This is a genomic window from Salegentibacter lacus (assembly GCF_020164555.1).
Lineage (GTDB): Bacteria > Bacteroidota > Bacteroidia > Flavobacteriales > Flavobacteriaceae > Salegentibacter > Salegentibacter lacus.
In genome coordinates this window covers 192544-209257 of sequence record NZ_JAIQZB010000005.1, presented here as the reverse complement: position 1 = coordinate 209257, position 16714 = coordinate 192544, and the positions used below count along the sequence as shown (strand labels likewise).

The following is a 16714-nucleotide window of genomic DNA, read 5'->3' as shown; positions in this document are numbered from 1 at the left end:
AAACCATAAAATTTCAACCAAGATAATAAATCGAAAGCGATATAATTAGAGTTTCTACTTATTTAGAATATTTAAATTGATTCCTAATCTGAATATGTTTTTCCTTGATTTAATGTTTTCTATAGCATAATTTATAATTTCATCACCATCACTGTAATCGTAATTATCTGGCCCCAGGAAGAAGTTCGCCATTTTCATATCATTCTCTGCAGTAATACTATTGTATTTCCGTTCCAAAACCTTTTTGAAATCAGTGTTATTTGTATTATTAGAAGTTAGTTTTGAGGCAGAAACAATATTGCCAATTGGGAAACTTGTTGAATTCTTAAGTAATGCTGAAGCATTATAAGTTAATGGGTAATCATCATCTCCGGTATCTGGTATATCTTCTCCGCATCCCTCCTTCGGTATGTCCGCCAACAATAGGATCGGTTACACTATCATCATCACTACTGCAGGCTATGAATAAAACACATCGTAAAAATTGGAAATAATACGAAATTATAACAATTGAGGAAGAGATGTTTAAGGAATTCCGTAGTGCTGTAGTTTTTTCTGAAATATCCCTTCTTTTTAGGCATCTTCAGCCATACCTTTAATTTTTTTCCTATTTTTAAAAGCTCTTTATTAAAGAATCGATAAAAGCAAATCCCTACATGCTTTATATTAATATCAAACCCCCAAATCTGCCTTGAGAGAATTTAGCGATAATAGCGGAAACTTCAATGCCAATTTACAATATCGGTATCTTAATTACTATCAGGAACAGGAGGGCAGTGGAGGTGAATAGCCCGCAGAAGTCTAATTTTAGAAAAAAACATTATGAAAGTTAAAATATGGTCAGATGTAAGATGTCCGTTTTGTTACATAGGAAAGAAAAAATTTGAAGCCGCTCTGGCAAAATTTCCGCAGAATAATCAGGTAGAAATAGACTGGAAAAGTTACCAACTTGATCCAAATCTTAAGACAGATCCAAATTTAAGCACGCTGGAGTATTTCGTTAAAGCAAAAGGTGTAAGCGAAGCTCAGGCAAAAGAAATGTTTAGCAGCGCAACCAATATGGCTGCTGAAGTTGGGTTGAAGTTTAACCTGGAAACTTCGGTGACGGCCAACTCATTTATGGCGCACAGGCTTATTCAATTGGCTAAATCAAAAGCTCTTGGAAATGAAATTGAAGAAGCGCTGTTTAAGGCTCATTTTGAAGAATCAAAAAATATAGATGATTCTGAAGTTTTACAGGAAATCGGGACGTCGGTTGGAATGAAAGCCGATGAAGTAAAAAATACGCTGGAATCTGATGCTTTTTCTTATGAAGTGAAACAAGATGAAATGGAGGCACGAAATATAGGGGTAAGAGGGGTTCCCTTTTTTGTTGTAGATGATAAATATGCTATTTCGGGAGCGCAGCCCTTAGAGGCCTTTTTACAAGCCATGGAAAAAGCATGGGATGAATTTAAACCGAAGAAAGATGAGTTAAAGGTTTCAGAAGGCGATTCCTGCTCAATTGATGGTAATTGTGATTAAAAAATAAGTTATATAAAAAGCTCTATTGTCTTGCTTTCAAAAAAATAAAAATTTAGTATCTGAATAATTAAAGCTTATAACGAAATATTTTAGAAGCATTTAATTTTTTCCTATTTTAGTTTCTTAAACTACCACAACATGAAGAATATTTTAGTAGCCGTAGACCATAAAAAAGATGCCGAAATACTTATCTCTCACTCGGTTAAAATTGCAAAGCTCAATAATGCCAAGATCTGGATAATTCATGTTACCGAAGCAGATCCTGATGATTTTCTTGCCAGGGAAGCCGGACCTCAATATGTGTATGACAAAAGAGCTGAAGAGCGAAAGGTAGAAAAAGCTACCATAGAAAAATGGGCCGATGATGTGGCTAAAGAGCATAATATAGTAGTTGAAGGTCGTTTAATTGAAGGTTCAGGAATTAAATCTATCAAAAAATTAGTCGATGAGTGTAATATTGATTTGGTAGTTGCAGGGCATAAAAAAAGAAATTTAGTTTATGGTCTGTTTACTTCCAATAAGAAAAAAGATCTTATAGATGAACTTAAAATTCCATTACTGGCGGTTCCGCTTGGGTAAATAGTTAACAATAAAAAGCCAAAATATCTTTAAATGTCAAAGCTAAGTTTAAGTGTTTGGCGAAGTGTTTTGTCCTTTCCCGTTTTCAATCGAGTTCCTTCTATTTGGGGGTTTCAACCGCCTTATTAGTAACTTCATTCCTTTTAAAACTGTGATATTTTTTGCTTTATCTGCACTCTATTTTTAACTTTAAATTAATTAGCAGGGATTTCCCCTATACCAAAAATGTATTTATAGTCTTAAATTAATGTTGAACTTTTTTGGACAAAAATATATAGAAGAATATGGTATGAAATTACCTTTAAAAAATTCTGAGGCTAATCATTTTTTGAAGGATTAAAGCTTCAAAGCAAATTTCGTTTCAGATTTATACCATTACTTATTTATAGCGAATTTATCCAAAGGTTCTATGTCTAACCTTAATTTTTGTGCTATGAATCCTTTTTATATTTTTATCGAGAATTATAAAACAGCCACGTCCGGTTTCCATTTTCTGGCCAAACTCTTTATTTTATTGATACTCGCGTGGATCGTAATTGCGGCTATCTTTGCAGTGTTGGGAACCTTAAATTTGATATTTTAGTGTCAAATAATCTTTTAAATTCTGGCATTCCGGCTTAGTTATGTGCAGGCATGACAAAGCTGAATATCGTTTCTTTGTCTGAAGATTTTACATTTATATTTCCCTGGTGAGCTCTGGCAATTTCGGAAGCTATATAAAGCCCAAGCCCTAAACCTTGTTTAGCTTCTTCACCCTCAATACGATAAAAAGGTTCAAATAATTTCTCTCTTACTTTCTTTGGGATTTTTGCCCCCTTATTGGTAATTTCCAATTTAAATTCCCCGTTAACACAAACAGCCTCAAGTTCTATAGGATTATCCAGAGAGCCGTGGGTTACAGCATTTCCCAAGAGATTAGAACATAACTGTGCAATTCTATCAGGATCACAGTTAACAGGATTTTTAATTCTAATATTTGTAGAGAAATCTCTATTGGGAGATATGGTTTTAATTTCGTTGATTACCTGCTCCAGAATATTTTCTAGCTTTCCAAAATCCTTTGTTTTATTTAATTTGATACCTTCCCCTAATCGACCACGAGCAAAATCCAGAAGATTATCTATTAAATTTTCCATTCTAATGCTGGTAGATTTAATGAGCGCGGCATTGCGTTTTACAATATCTTCCTTGCTAAATTTCATAAGAATTTCAGCACTCATTCTGGTGGTGGCAATAGGATTCTTAAGGTCGTGCCCTAAGATTGCTATAAATTGCTCGCGCAATTCGGCTATATGTTGCTCTTCGTCAAGCTCTGTTATCGCCTTTTCTTTCTCTTCAATCGCTTCAAGATGAAAACTTATTAGATCAGCATAAAGTTGAAACATTCCTCTAACTTCTTCGTTATCAACGTTGGCTGCCTTTTTATCTATAGCGCAAAGCGTTCCGAAGAAACTTCCATCCTTTTTATAAAGCGGTATCGAGATATAACTGCCAAACCCGTACATAGCCGGGGTAGGATGTTTAGCATAAGTTTCACTGGTTGCTACATTATCAATATAAATTGGTTCTTCTTCTCGGCGTACCTGCTCACAAAGTGTAGTTTCTACTTCCAGTTCATCCCCCTGGTTTTAAGCCAAATGAAATTTCATCCTTACTGGCGCAGGTGATCCATTTGTCTTCAGTAACGCGTGCAATCGCTGCGAAGCCCATTCCCGTATTAAGGCAAACTATGTCTAATAGCTGAGAGACGATCGGGATTTTATTAATGTTTGCAACGTCAGCTTTATAATTTTTATGCGTAGTGGAAGTCTTAATAGGTATAAATTTTTGAGTGTAAAAAGCTTATAAAATTAGTAAATATTTTTGATTCCTAAAAAGGTTACAAGTCAGCCCTGGGGCTTTATATCAAATTTCTACCTGCTCATTATCAAAAAAATGTAGTCTGGATCATTACTGATTATTTTACCTGTATTGCTATTTAACTTTAGGATATAATTAAATACAAGCTTGTACCTAAACCGTTTATAAATCCTAAAATTTAATTGTTATGAAAACATTAGTCGTTATTTTGATGCTTGTGAGCTTTAGCTTTAGTAGCTACGCTCAGAGAATTACTGAACTGGAAGAAACTAAGATTGCTTATTCTCCAATTGTTCTGACTGAAACCGATAATCCAGATGAATATCGCTATAAAGTGAACGATGGTTTTGCTGCCGAATTCACTGAGAACCCATTGGCTTTTATGGAATCTTATTTTGATATTTCTAACTTTATTGAAGAAGTAAAAGATAAGGATTATAATTCTTACCTGGTGCGTTTCTCAACTGATAAAGGCTTTCTTGAAGCCAATTATTCAAAAGATGGAGAATTAAACCGAACCAGGCAGCTATTTAAAGATGTTGCTTTGCCTCGTGCGGTAAGAGACCAATTATGGAGACAAACCGAAGGCTGGAGTATGGTGAAGAATAGTTATAAAGCCAAAGGAAAGAGGAATCTGGTAGACAAAGAGCTTTACCGAATTAAAGTTGTAAAAAACAATAAATCGAAAATTATTAAAATTGATCCTAAAAATATCGGGGAAGAGCGGTTTGCGGGAATGTAGTTTCCATAGATTCTAAAATTAATGTCTGTAAGGGGTAAGCTAGGGCTTCAAAACTTTTACAGGCATTTTTTATATGCTTAAAGCAAATAAAGATGTATTTACTTCAAAAATTTAACCGTTCACTGCAAAATTAAGGGTATTCATATTATTCAGTTTATTTGTTTTCAGTCACTTAGAATTAAAAAATATATACAACAAGAAAAAATAGTTTTAAATTCACATGGGTAAATATCTAATATTAGCATTATGAAAGCACTTGTTGTAGACGACGAAGAATTGGCGAGGCGAAGAGTGCTCAACCTGCTGGGTGAAGTTAACGAAATTGAAGTTTTAGGAGAATGTTCAAATGGGAAATCGGCTATTGCGCAGATTAATAACCTCAAACCCGATTTGGTTTTTCTTGATATTAGTATGAAAGATATGAATGGTTTTGAAGTTTTGCAGAAGCTTAATGTGAACCCAAAACCAGTGGTTGTCTTTGTAACTGCTTATGATAATTACGCCACAAAAGCTTTTGATGTAGATGCCTTTGATTTTCTACTGAAACCATTTAGGGACGAACGTTTTTTTAAAACCATAAAAAAGGTACTAAATATATCGCATCATGAAGCTCAGGGTAATTTTGAAAGACGCCTAAAGGCTTTATTTGACGTTTACAATAATGACCAGGAAACCTCAAATCTCCCGTTAAAACTGCCGGTAAGGCAGGGAAATAAAACTATTTTGTTAAAACCTGTAGATATTTATTATATCTGTGCTTCGGGATATTATGCTGAAATTTTTACTGAAAATAAAAAATATGTGTTGCGGGATTCATTAAGCAACCTGGGTGATTTTTTTAAGAACCACTCTTTTTTCAGAATTCATCGTTCGGCCATCATCAATCTTGATCATATCAAGGAAATTGTTCATTCAGACTTTTCTGAAGTAGACGTTAGAATGAAAGACAATAAATTATTGCGCATCAGTAAATCCAATAAAAAAGAATTGTTTGATAAACTCGGTATATAAACCTAAACGATGACTCTTTCAGCCTTAAAGAATAAATATATAGATGTAAAGCTTATTTTGCTTTTAGCCGCTTTTTATACACTATTCAATCTAGTATACATTGCCAAACTTGCTTACATGCGGGCATATATGTTTCAGGAAATTATGGAGTCCTGGCATGATATTATTTTTCACAACCTCCTTATAGACTGGATTATCGTAGTAACTTATATGACCCTCGTAGCCATAAGTACTAAACGCTTACTGAATAAGAATTATTCCTGGACCAGGATCTTTTTACTGCATACTATATTTTCAATTTTAATAGGATTTGTAATTCGTTTTGTTTTCGATCTACACGGAATTTTGCTGGGCCGTATGACTTTTGCCGATTACAGCTTAAAGGCCAGCCTGGACCGCATGATATATGTAATAGACCTCAACTTTCTCATCTATTTTGCGATGATTTTCATCATCTATACTTATTATTATTTGAAGCAGGTAAAAGAGGCTGAAAAACAAAAAACACAGTTGGAATCTCAACTTGTCAACACCCGTATGAAAATGCTATCTTCTCAACTTCAGCCACATTTTTTATTTAATACGCTTAATTCCATATCGGCTTTAGTAGAAATGGATGCTAAAAAAGCCCAGGATACTATTGCTGATTTAAGTGACCTGCTTCGGGAGATTTTATATAGTGGTGAGAATTATAAAGTGAGTTTGCGAAAGGAATTACGAATGATGGATTATTATTTAAATATTCTTACGCTCAGATTTTCAGATCATTTGGTGATTGAAAAGCAAATAGATGAAAGCCTTTTAGATCGTTTGGTGCCCTCTTTAATTTTACAACCCATTATAGAGAATTCGGTGAAACACGGTTATTCCTATCATAATATTCACCTTAAAATTGAAATTAATATTTTCAGGGAGAAAAACTACCTTGTGCTTAATATCTATAATAATGGCAAACCGCTTACTGAAAAGCAAGAAGCTTTATTAAATAAAGGTGTTGGAATTTCTAATATTCGGGATCGCTTATTTACACTTTATGGAGAAAAAGCTCGATTTAAGATTCGTAATAAAGAAGTAGGTGTCGAAACCCTAATAAAAATTCCTTTTTCTAAGACCTAATTATAAACTTAGACGTTCCCCGTTTTTACTGGCAGATTCATAGATCTTTTCAAGAATGATAATATCCTTTAAACCATCTTCTCCCGGAACCATAACTTGTTTATCCTGAATAATTGCCAGGGCGTCATCATCCATTTGCACTGCCTGCTGGTTTTTTCCAAATGGTGGCAAAATAGTTCCATCGCTAGCCTTACCTTTCACACCGGAATAAGACTGAAAAGGCCTTAAGTAATACCATCCGTTTTCACAATCGGTTTCAAGGTTATTCATACTCTCGCCAAAACTGGTTTTGCAATCGGCAGTGATTCCGTTAGGGAATTCAAGATTAAAAACCGTGGTTTCATCGACTTCATCAAAAATTTTAGGCCTATTAATAATATGTTTCGCACTCACCGAAATTGGTTCTAATCCGGTAGTATATCTGGCTGCATTTAACGGGTAAACTCCCATATCATACATTGCACCGCCACCCATTTCTTTTTCCAGTTTCCAGGGATTCATTGGGTCTCCATAATAACCTGCTTCCGCTTTTAAGCTTTTCATTTTACCAAAAGGTTTGGTATCAGCCCATTTCATAAGCGTTTGTGTGTTCTTTTCGTGTTGCATTCTATAGCCAATAGAAAGCTTCACTCCATTTTTATTACAGGCTTCAATTATTTGCCGGCATTCTTCTGATGTTTTTGCCATGGGTTTTTCACACCAAACGTGTTTACCGGTATTCGCGGCTTTAATAGCATATTGGGCGTGTAATCCCGTTGGTAAAACAATATAGATCACATCGATCTCGTCGTTATTTGCAATACCATCCATATTTTCATAATTATACACATTTTGATCTTTAATACCGTATCTCTTTTGCCAAACAGGGATTTTTTCTGGGCTTCCGGTTACGATTCCCTTTAGTTCACAATAATCTGTTTCCTGAAGTGCCGGTGCGAGTTGCCCTGTGCTGTAATTTCCTAACCCTACCAGGGCCACACCCAATTTTTCTTTATTCTTCGGAATCAAAAAGTTGGGAATTGGAAGCGTAGTGGCGGCAACAAATAACCCCGACTTTTTAATGAATGTCCTGCGATCTTGCATAATTATGTTTTTGGCTGAACCCAAAAGTTACTCAAGCTTTCTTAAATTTAGCAGCCAAATTTCATATTTAACTATTTTTTAAAAGCTGATTACTAGTGCTTAGCCCGAATTTCCTTAACTTAAAAAGGAAACTAAAACCTGATTAATTATGAAAAAAATACTCTTTTTAACCGGAGATTTTGCTGAAGATTACGAAACAATGGTTCCTTTCCAGATGTTAGATATGTTGGGATATACAGTGCATACTGTTTGCCCGGGAAAGAAGAAAGGCGACAAGATAAAAACCGCCATTCACGATTTTGAAGGAGACCAGACTTACACCGAAAAACCCGGGCATTTGTTTGAGCTCAATTATTCTTTTGAAGAGGTATTTCCAGACGATTATGACGGATTCGTTATGGCCGGAGGCCGAGCGCCAGAATATCTTAGATTGAACAAAAAAGTAATTGAAATCACTAAACATTTCTTTGAGAAAGATAAGCCGGTGGCTTCTATTTGTCACGCGATTCAAATTCTTACGGTTGCGAAAGTTTTACAAGGAAGAACCCTTACGGCTTATCCAACCATAGGTCCTGAAATAGAACTGGTAGGAGGGACGTATAAAGAGGTAGAACCTACTGAAGCGGTAGTTGATGGTAATTTGGTAACTTCACCGGCCTGGCCCGGACACGCTGCTTTTATTAGGGAATTTGTAAAACTACTTGGTGCAAAAATTGAGATTTAAGATAAAGCTATAACCACCCCTTTTTTCAGTAAAGCTGAATTCATTGAAGCTGCATAAGAAGTTATTAAATCGTCATTCTCAATTCAATTCAAAATCAGAGATGTGGATAATCAAAACTTGTTAGAAGCTGAAACTAGTTTCAGCTTGACGAGATGAGACTTTTTATGCAGCGTTCAGCTTTAATCGATCAATCTTCATAATCTTTAATTTTTGTTTCAATAAATTGTTGGATTTCCTTACCCGTAGTTTTAAAATTGAACCAATGGATATCTGTGTCTTTTCTAAACCAGGTAAGTTGTCTTTTTGCGAATCTTCGGGTGTTTTTCTTGATTTCTGATACGGCTGTTTCCAGGGAATCTTTCCCTTCCAAAAATCTGAAAAGCTCTTTATAGCCCACCGTATTTAGGGCATTGAGCTGTCGTTTGGAAAAAAGGTTTTCAGCTTCTTCCAGTAATCCTTCTTTCATCATTAAATCTACACGGCGATTGATGCGTTCATAAATTATTTCGCGATCTGCGTCTAAACCAATATTTACAGGAATAAAATTACGCTGTTTTTTAGGCTGATTTAAATAAGAAGAATAAGGTTTTTCGGAAACAATAGCGACCTCCAGGGCACGAATCACACGCTGCGGATTTTCAACATCCGCAATTTTATAATATTCAGGATCCAGTTTTTTTAATTGTTCCTGTAGAGGAGCAATGCCCTCTTTTTCAAACTTCTTGTTGAGATCTTGTCTAGTTTCTGAAGGAACTTCAGGAAAATAATCCAGCCCGTGCAAGATACTTTTGGTATATAGGCCACTGCCGCCAACCATTATCGCAAAATTATTATTTTGGAAAAGTTCTTCTAATTTCTGAATAGCTTCAGTTTCAAAATCGCCAACATTATAAGAATCTTCAATAGAAATATGCTGTATAAAATGGTGTTTAGCCACCTGTAATTCTTCTGCTGAAGGAACGGCAGTACCAATGCTCATTTCTTTATAAAATTGCCGGGAATCTGCAGAAATTATTTCAGTATTAAACTTTTTGGCAAGTTTAATGGCCAGAGAAGTTTTACCAATAGCAGTAGGGCCAATTACATTTAAAAGATAATTATTCTTCATTCAATTTTTTTCCACAGTTATGGCAAAATTCGGCATCATCTAAATGCTTGGTTTCATTACAATGCGGGCAGGCTTGCGTATTGTCTGGAATCTTCTTTTTTTGAGCCCGGGTAATTTCAGAAGTAACGATTCCGGTTGGGACCGCAATAATTCCATAACCTACAATCATAATAAAAGATGCGATAAACCTACCAAGGGGAGTGACCGGATGTATATCACCAAAACCAACTGTGGTAAGGGTTACAATAGCCCAATAAATACTAAGGGGAATATTATCAAAACCTCCTTTTTCGCCTTCTACCAAATGCATCAGCGTTCCCATAATCACACAAATAATAAGCACGGCAAAGAGAAAAACAATAATTTTAGGCCTACTATTACGTAATGCTAGTAAAAGTCGGTTAGATTCCCCGATATAGCGCGTAATCTTTAAAATTCTAAATACTCTGAGTAATCTTAACGCCCTTACCGCAAAGAGTAAATTATGGCCCCCAAGAATAAGGGAGAGATAGGTTGGGAGGGTGGAGAGTAGATCCACAATCCCATAAAAACTAAAAATATAATTTTTAGGTCTTTTAATTGCTATTACCCTTAAGATATATTCAATGGTGAAGATTACGGTGATAATCCATTCGGCAATATAAAAATGCCAGTAATATTTTACATTCAAGGAGCTAACACTTTCCAACATTACCAGGACAATGCTTATCGCAATAACTATAAGTAAGGCAACATCAAAAAATTTACCTGCCGGGGTATCGGCCTCATAAATGACTTCATGAATCTTCGCCTTCCAGCCTGGTTTCGGTTGTGTTCTCGCCAAAAATAAGTGTTTTAAGAATTATTCAAATTTAAATAAATTACTGTAGCTTCTAATTAATTTGAAACTTATTTGGTTAGCGGGTCTAACTGAACAATTTTTAAACGGGAATTTTGGCGTAAATAACTTTGAATAATATGCTGTGCATCCCGGTCGTTTTTCATAGGAGTTATGATAGACCTAATAATTTCTATGTTGTTAATCTGGTGGTTTAAATTAAAATAACCATATCCTTTGAATTCACCATCTTCAACGAGTAATGCGCTTTTTTCGTCTATATCCCGACCCCGGTCTATAACCAGCATATGTTGATTTTTATAGGAATGTTGATCTATTAATGCCCTTACCCTTTCGTTGTAAGATTCAGCTGATTCTTCCCTTATGCAGGCACCATTGCATTCTTTTATAGTGTAGTTAAAGCAATTTCCTTTGCCATTCTCAAGATTGCAAAGTTTTTGGCAGAGTTCGTATTTTTCGATCCACATCTCCAAAACATTTCTAGCTCGTTTTAGAGAAGAAAAAGTGGTAATACTTTGTTTTTTTCCGGCACGCCCAATTTTTAAATTAATATAGCCGTTTTCATCGGTAGAGTGGTAGAGTGCGTGGCTAAAAATATTCTTTTTTAAAGCCTTGTTGTATTTCGGTTTGTTGTGTTTTATTTCCTGGTTTTCCTTTAAGAGGGCAGCGAGTTCATTTCCCGTAGCTTCAAAACTAACCGAGCTAACTTCTTTTTGCATTTCGCGGGCTTTACGTTGCTCGTTAGTAAAATGCTGGGTTACCCGTTTTTTTATATTCCTGCTTTTCCCAATGTAAATAATTTCACCTTCCTCGTTATGAAAATAATATACACCGGTAATTCCCGGTAAATCTTCCAGAATATAAACCAGACGAGTATCTAACTGGCGTTTAGGTTCTAATTTTACGGCATCTTTTAAGATATTTTTTTCAACATCTTTGGCAAGTAGCATTTTAAAAAGTTTTACCGTAGCCTGTGCGTCGCCACTGGCACGATGCCTGTCACTTAGCGGAATTCCCAGTGCTCTAACCAGTTTTCCCAAACTATAAGATGCCTGCCCGGGAATAAGTTTTTTAGATAGTTCTACTGTACAAAGCGATCTTCTTTCAAAATCGAATCCTAGTCTTTTGAATTCGGTGCGAAGAATTCGATAATCAAATTTTGCATTGTGCGCTACCAAAACGCAATCTGCAGTAATTTCTACAACGCGCCTGGCCACTTCGTAAAATTTAGGTGCATTACGAAGCATGTCGTTATTAATACCTGTAAGGTTTACTACAAAGGGCTGAATAGGTTTTTCAGGGTTTACAAGGCTTATAAACTGGTCTACTACTTTTAGGCCATCAAATTTATAAATTGCAATTTCGGTTATTCCTTCTTCGTTATATTTACCACCGGTGGTCTCTATGTCTACTACTGCGTACAAAAAATGCTCTTACTTCTTTAATTAATTTCTTTCTCCAAAAATTTCGCTTCCTATGCGTACCATATTACTACCGCAATCTACAGCGATCTTGTAATCTCCGCTCATTCCCATAGAAAGGATACTCATATTTGAATATTCTTTTTTAAAATCTTCAAAAACCGATTTTAAGTGTTCAAATTCTTTTTTTACCTGCGCTTCATCATCGGTAAAAGTGGCCATTCCCATTAGGCCTTTTACCTTTACGTGATCTAACTTTTTAAATTCTTCTGAATCTAATATTTCTTTAGCTTTTTCAGCTGAAATTCCAAATTTGCTATCTTCTTCCGCAATTTTAATTTGCAACAGGCAATCTATAGAACGCACATTTTTGTTGGCTTCTTTATTGATTTCTTTCAATAATTTTAAACTATCCACCGCGTGAATCAGGGAAACGTACGGCGCCATGTATTTTACCTTGTTTCTCTGCACGTGACCAACCATATGCCATTCAATATCTTTGGGAAGTTTCTCCCATTTCTCTGTCATTTCCTGGATCTTATTCTCACCAAATTGTCTCTGCCCGGTTTCATAAGCTTCAAAAAGATCTTCTACAGGTTTGGTTTTGGAAATAGCAATTAGGTTAACGTCTTCAGGTAGTTCTTCTTTAAACCTTTTAATATTTTCTGAAATGTCCATGCAATCAATTTTTATTTGGTTTCAAACTCGTAGATGGTTAGGCCGTTTAAAAGTTTAGGCTCAATATATGTGCTTTTTGGTGGCATCGTTAAACCTTCATCGGCTGTTGCTTTAATTTCCTCAATACTTAATGGAAGCATCCCAAAGCCGACTGCAAATTCACCTTTATCTATACGGGTTTTGAGTTCGATTAGATCATTTTTACCGTGAATATAAGAAATACGCTTGTCATTTCTAAGGTCTTCAATTCCCAAAATTGGCTGAAGCACTTTTTTATAAAGAATATAAGGATCTAATTTAGTCAAAGAATCCCCAAATTCATAGTTTGTTTTTCGCAAATAAAGGGAATAAAATTCCCCATCCAAATACATGTTGAAATGATGTTTTTGCAGCGGCTTATAAACTTCCATCCCGTGATTTTCAATTCTGAAATATTCATCCAGTTGGATAAGAAATTCCTCTTTGGTATGTCCATTTAAATTGGTAATCAGCCTGCTGAATTCGTGAATTTTAAGGTTACTCTCTGAGATAAGGTAACTCATAAAAAAATTATAAGGTTCTTTTCCCGTATGCTTAGGATTGGCCTCTCGTTCTTCCTGAGCTAACAAATAGGAAGAAGCGCAACGGTGATGACCATCTGCGATATATAAATGCGGCATCTGGTCAAATTCTTCCTTAATTTGCTTTAATAAATCTTCCTCATCAATCTTCCATAGGTAATGAATTTCCCGGTTTGCAGTGGCAAATTCATATTCGGCCCGGGTTTGCATTACCCGATCAATAACGTCGTTTATTTTAGAATTATCGGGATAGGTGAGGAGCACAGGTTCAGTATTAAAGCCCACCACTTTTAGGTAATCTTTGAACATTGTCTCGCGGCGGGCAATCGTATCTTCGTGCTTTTTAATGAGATTATTTTCGTAATCTTCGGCACTGGCAGCGGCTATAATACCGCAGCAATTAGTTTCGCGACTTACTATTTTATAAAGATAGTAGGCCGGCTCTTCATCTTTTATAAACGAATTTTCTTCCTTAAATTCCAGGTAGCGATTTTTAACCATCTGGAAGCGTTGCCCACCGGTAATCTCGTGTTGAAATTTATAACCCGGATTCAAAATATGTAAAAATGAATACGGGTTATATTGTAATATCGCCCTTATTTCGGCTTCAGTATAGTCTTCAAAAGACTTTGTAGCTACAAGTCCGGCTTTGGCTCGTTGTGGCCTTACAGCTCTAAATGGAAGTATTTTTGTCAAATCTAATTCTACCTTTTATTTAGCTGAATTGAGCAGAAACCTTTTCGGCTTTTTTGCTTTCAGAATAATCATAAAAGCCTTCACCCGATTTTATTCCAAGTTTTCCTGCCATCACCATATTGGTTAATAACGGACAAGGGGCGTATTTTGGATTTTTGAAACCTTCATACATCACTTCCAGAATAGAATGACAAACATCCAGCCCTATAAAATCGGCCAATTGAAGCGGTCCCATAGGGTGCGCCATACCTAGTTTCATAACGGTATCAATTTCTTTTACTCCGGCTACGCCGTTGTAATAAGTTTCAATCGCCTCGTTAATCATAGGCATTAGAATTCGGTTGGCTACAAAACCGGGGTAATCGTTAGCTTCAACCGGAACTTTATTTAGTTTTTCTGAAAGCTCCATGATCGTTGAGGTAACCTTATCGCTGGTACTGTAACCTCGAATAATCTCTACCAGTTTCATAATTGGCACCGGATTCATAAAATGCATTCCAATCACCCGCTCCGGATTGGAAACCACAGAAGCGATTTTTGTAATAGAAATTGAAGACGTATTACTCGCCAGTATTGTGTTAGCCGAACAATTCTCGTCCAGTTGCTTAAAGATTTTCAGTTTTAAATCTTCATTTTCGGTAGCGGCTTCAACCACAAGATCAATTCCTTCAACTCCTTTAGGGATATCGTTAAAAGTCGTGATGTTATTAAGGGTCGCTTCCTTATCTGACTCACTAATCTTTTCTTTGGAAACCATTCGGTCTAAATTTCCCGAAATAGTTTTCATTCCTTTATCCAGGCTTTCTTCTGAAATATCGATCAGGTTTACTTTGTATCCAAATTGAGCGAAAGTATGGGCGATCCCGTTGCCCATTGTTCCTGCTCCTATAACTGCTATATTCTTCATTGTGTGTGGTTTTATATGAGATTAAGTTCAAAATCATGCTGAAACTTAATCGTAATTAATTCATAAAATTACTTACTCAAGTATCGAGATATAAATGATCCGAAGTTTGTTTACTGCGATTTAGTTTTACTAAAACTTGCAATAACTCCATTAGCAATGCGTAAAGCTTCAGCGCCTTGTTCCAGCGTCACAATTGGAGTGGTATTATTGTTTATGGCATCGGCAAACGTTTCTAACTCATCTAAAATGGCGTTGTTTGGCGCAACATCAGGATTGTCAAAATAGATTTGCTTTTTCACTCCTTCAGCATTTTGCAAAACCATGGCGTAATCATCTGGAGTTTCGGGAGCATCCTTCATTTTTACTACCTCACATTTTTTCTCTAAAAAATCTACAGAAATATAGGCATCTCGCTGAAAAAACCTTGATTTACGCATGTTTTTCATTGAAATTCTGCTGGCGGTAAGGTTTGCCACGCATCCGTTTTCAAATTCGATCCGGGCGTTGGCAATATCTGGCGTATCACTGATTACTGAAACCCCGCTGGCGTTAATATTTTTCACCTTAGATTTTACTACGCTAAGTACAGCATCTATATCATGAATCATTAAATCAAGTACGACAGGAACATCAGTTCCGCGCGGATTGAATTCTGCAAGACGGTGAGCTTCAATAAACATAGGATTTTCTATTCTGGAAGCCACGGCCCTAAATGCAGGATTAAAACGCTCTACGTGTCCTACCTGGCCTTTTACGTCGTGCTTTTCTGCTAAAGCGATAAGTTCTTCGGCTTCTGCAAAAGTGTTGGTAATAGGCTTTTCTATAAAAAGATGTTTTCCTTCGGTAATAGTTTTTTTAGCGACTTCAAAGTGAGAAAGGGTAGGCGTAACAACATCTACAACATCTACTGCGGCGATAAGCTCGTCTATGGAATCAAATTTTTTATAACCGAATTCAGTAGCTACTTTTTCGGCATTTTCTGAACTGGCATCGTAGAAACCTACGAGTTCATACTTTTTAGACTGATTAAGTAATTTGAGATGGATCTTTCCTAAGTGTCCTGCACCCAGCACGCCGACTTTCAACATATTATTTAGCATTTTTCACAAAAATAGCATTTTGATTGCAAATAGTTTAGCAATAAAGCGGAGAATCTCCCCTGATTTCGCTTGGCATCTTTGACTTCTAATGAGTATTTTTGCAATCTAAACGGGGAGAAAGTGATTGAAGATAACTATAGACATAAAGGGAAAAGACAGCAATTGGTAAAAACCGTAAAGAAAAAGGGAATCACCGATAAAGCAGTTTTAGATGCAATTGGGAAAATTCCGAGGCATTTATTTATGGATAGTAGTTTTGAAGATCACGCTTACCAGGATAAGGCTTTCCCTATCGCGGCAGACCAAACAATTTCCCAACCTTATACGGTGGCTTTTCAAACTGAAAAACTGGAAATTGAAAAAGGTGATAAAGTTTTGGAAATAGGAACCGGAAGCGGGTACCAAACTGCCGTTCTTTGCGAACTTGGCGCAAAAGTCTATAGTATTGAACGCCAACGCGAACTTTATAAAAAGACAAAAGCCTTTTTAAATAAAATAGGCTACCGCCCTAAACATCTAAGTTTCGGTGATGGTTACAAAGGAATGCCAGATTATGCTCCTTTTGATAAAATAATTGTGACTGCCGGTGCGCCTTTTGTGCCTAACGACCTTTTAGGCCAATTAAAGGTTGGCGGTAAAATGGTAATTCCTGTGGGCGACGATGTACAAACAATGACCCTTTTTATAAGAAAATCTCCTAAAGAATTTGATAAAACCGAATTTGGACAATTCCGGTTTGTGCCTTTGTTGGGGGATAAAAATTAAAA

Annotated in this window: 17 protein-coding genes; 7 read left to right on the top strand and 10 right to left on the bottom strand. The window is 36.1% G+C overall.

Annotated features, from left to right (window positions below):
• Positions 1-54: 54 nt before the first annotated feature.
• A complete protein-coding gene (locus LB465_RS05715; RefSeq protein ID WP_224468020.1) occupies positions 55-420 on the bottom strand; it encodes an endo-1,4-beta-xylanase in 366 nt (121 codons plus the stop codon).
• A gap of 402 nt (positions 421-822) precedes the next feature.
• Here LB465_RS05715 and LB465_RS05710 point away from each other — a divergent pair, with 402 nt between their 5' ends.
• Entirely contained in the window at positions 823-1524 is a 702-nt protein-coding gene (locus LB465_RS05710) for a DsbA family oxidoreductase (RefSeq protein ID WP_224468018.1), read from the top strand.
• Positions 1525-1662: 138 nt separating this feature from the next.
• Positions 1663-2103: a universal stress protein gene (locus tag LB465_RS05705; protein WP_224468015.1), complete on the top strand. Its 441-nt coding sequence runs from the start codon at positions 1663-1665 to the stop codon at positions 2101-2103.
• A gap of 617 nt (positions 2104-2720) precedes the next feature.
• Here the strand turns inward: LB465_RS05705 and LB465_RS05700 are convergent.
• The gene (locus LB465_RS05700; protein ID WP_394370921.1) at positions 2721-3716 is read right to left on the bottom strand and encodes a GAF domain-containing sensor histidine kinase; all 996 of its coding nucleotides are present in this window, start codon (positions 3714-3716) and stop codon (positions 2721-2723) included.
• A gap of 434 nt (positions 3717-4150) precedes the next feature.
• Between LB465_RS05700 and LB465_RS05695 the strand changes: the two genes are divergently transcribed.
• The 3 genes from LB465_RS05695 (at position 4151) to LB465_RS05685 (ending at position 6832) form a co-directional block, all read left to right on the top strand.
• Complete coding sequence (locus LB465_RS05695) at positions 4151-4705, top strand: hypothetical protein (protein ID WP_224468011.1); 555 nt, start codon at positions 4151-4153, stop codon at positions 4703-4705.
• A gap of 246 nt (positions 4706-4951) precedes the next feature.
• Positions 4952-5716 carry a LytR/AlgR family response regulator transcription factor gene (locus tag LB465_RS05690; protein WP_224468009.1) on the top strand — a complete coding sequence of 255 codons (765 nt, stop codon included), beginning with the start codon at positions 4952-4954 and terminating at the stop codon, positions 5714-5716.
• Between the two features lie 9 nt (positions 5717-5725).
• Entirely contained in the window at positions 5726-6832 is a 1107-nt protein-coding gene (locus LB465_RS05685; RefSeq protein WP_224468006.1) for a sensor histidine kinase, read from the top strand.
• On the opposite strand, the gene LB465_RS05680 is transcribed toward LB465_RS05685, so the two are convergent.
• Entirely contained in the window at positions 6833-7915 is a 1083-nt protein-coding gene (locus LB465_RS05680; RefSeq protein WP_224468004.1) for a Gfo/Idh/MocA family protein, read from the bottom strand. It abuts the gene before it with no gap.
• Positions 7916-8063: 148 nt separating this feature from the next.
• Between LB465_RS05680 and LB465_RS05675 the strand changes: the two genes are divergently transcribed.
• Entirely contained in the window at positions 8064-8639 is a 576-nt protein-coding gene (locus LB465_RS05675; protein WP_224468002.1) for a DJ-1/PfpI family protein, read from the top strand.
• A 187-nt stretch (positions 8640-8826) separates the two neighbouring features.
• Here LB465_RS05675 and miaA read toward each other — a convergent pair whose 3' ends face one another.
• From miaA to LB465_RS05640, 7 genes are all read right to left on the bottom strand, one after another.
• A complete protein-coding gene (gene miaA, locus LB465_RS05670) occupies positions 8827-9747 on the bottom strand; it encodes a tRNA (adenosine(37)-N6)-dimethylallyltransferase MiaA (RefSeq protein ID WP_224467999.1) in 921 nt (306 codons plus the stop codon).
• On the bottom strand, positions 9737-10570 hold the full coding sequence (locus LB465_RS05665; protein WP_224467997.1) for an ion transporter: 834 nt from the start codon (positions 10568-10570) through the stop codon (positions 9737-9739). The genes miaA and LB465_RS05665 overlap by 11 nt, the downstream gene beginning before the upstream one ends.
• Before the next feature lie 65 nt (positions 10571-10635).
• The gene (locus LB465_RS05660) at positions 10636-12009 is read right to left on the bottom strand and encodes an exonuclease domain-containing protein (RefSeq protein ID WP_224467995.1); all 1374 of its coding nucleotides are present in this window, start codon (positions 12007-12009) and stop codon (positions 10636-10638) included.
• Between the two features lie 21 nt (positions 12010-12030).
• A complete protein-coding gene (locus LB465_RS05655; RefSeq protein WP_224467993.1) occupies positions 12031-12684 on the bottom strand; it encodes a YggS family pyridoxal phosphate-dependent enzyme in 654 nt (217 codons plus the stop codon).
• 11 nt (positions 12685-12695) lie between these two features.
• The gene (locus LB465_RS05650) at positions 12696-13940 is read right to left on the bottom strand and encodes a DUF1015 domain-containing protein (RefSeq protein WP_224467990.1); all 1245 of its coding nucleotides are present in this window, start codon (positions 13938-13940) and stop codon (positions 12696-12698) included.
• A 19-nt stretch (positions 13941-13959) separates the two neighbouring features.
• A complete protein-coding gene (locus tag LB465_RS05645; protein WP_224467988.1) occupies positions 13960-14847 on the bottom strand; it encodes a 3-hydroxyacyl-CoA dehydrogenase family protein in 888 nt (295 codons plus the stop codon).
• 110 nt (positions 14848-14957) lie between these two features.
• Positions 14958-15935, bottom strand: coding sequence for a Gfo/Idh/MocA family protein (locus LB465_RS05640; protein WP_224467985.1), 978 nt, complete (start codon positions 15933-15935; stop codon positions 14958-14960).
• Positions 15936-16070: 135 nt separating this feature from the next.
• On the opposite strand from LB465_RS05640, the gene LB465_RS05635 reads away from it, so the two are divergent.
• The gene (locus tag LB465_RS05635; protein ID WP_224468057.1) at positions 16071-16712 is read left to right on the top strand and encodes a protein-L-isoaspartate(D-aspartate) O-methyltransferase; all 642 of its coding nucleotides are present in this window, start codon (positions 16071-16073) and stop codon (positions 16710-16712) included.
• The last annotated feature ends 2 nt before the right edge of the window (positions 16713-16714 follow it).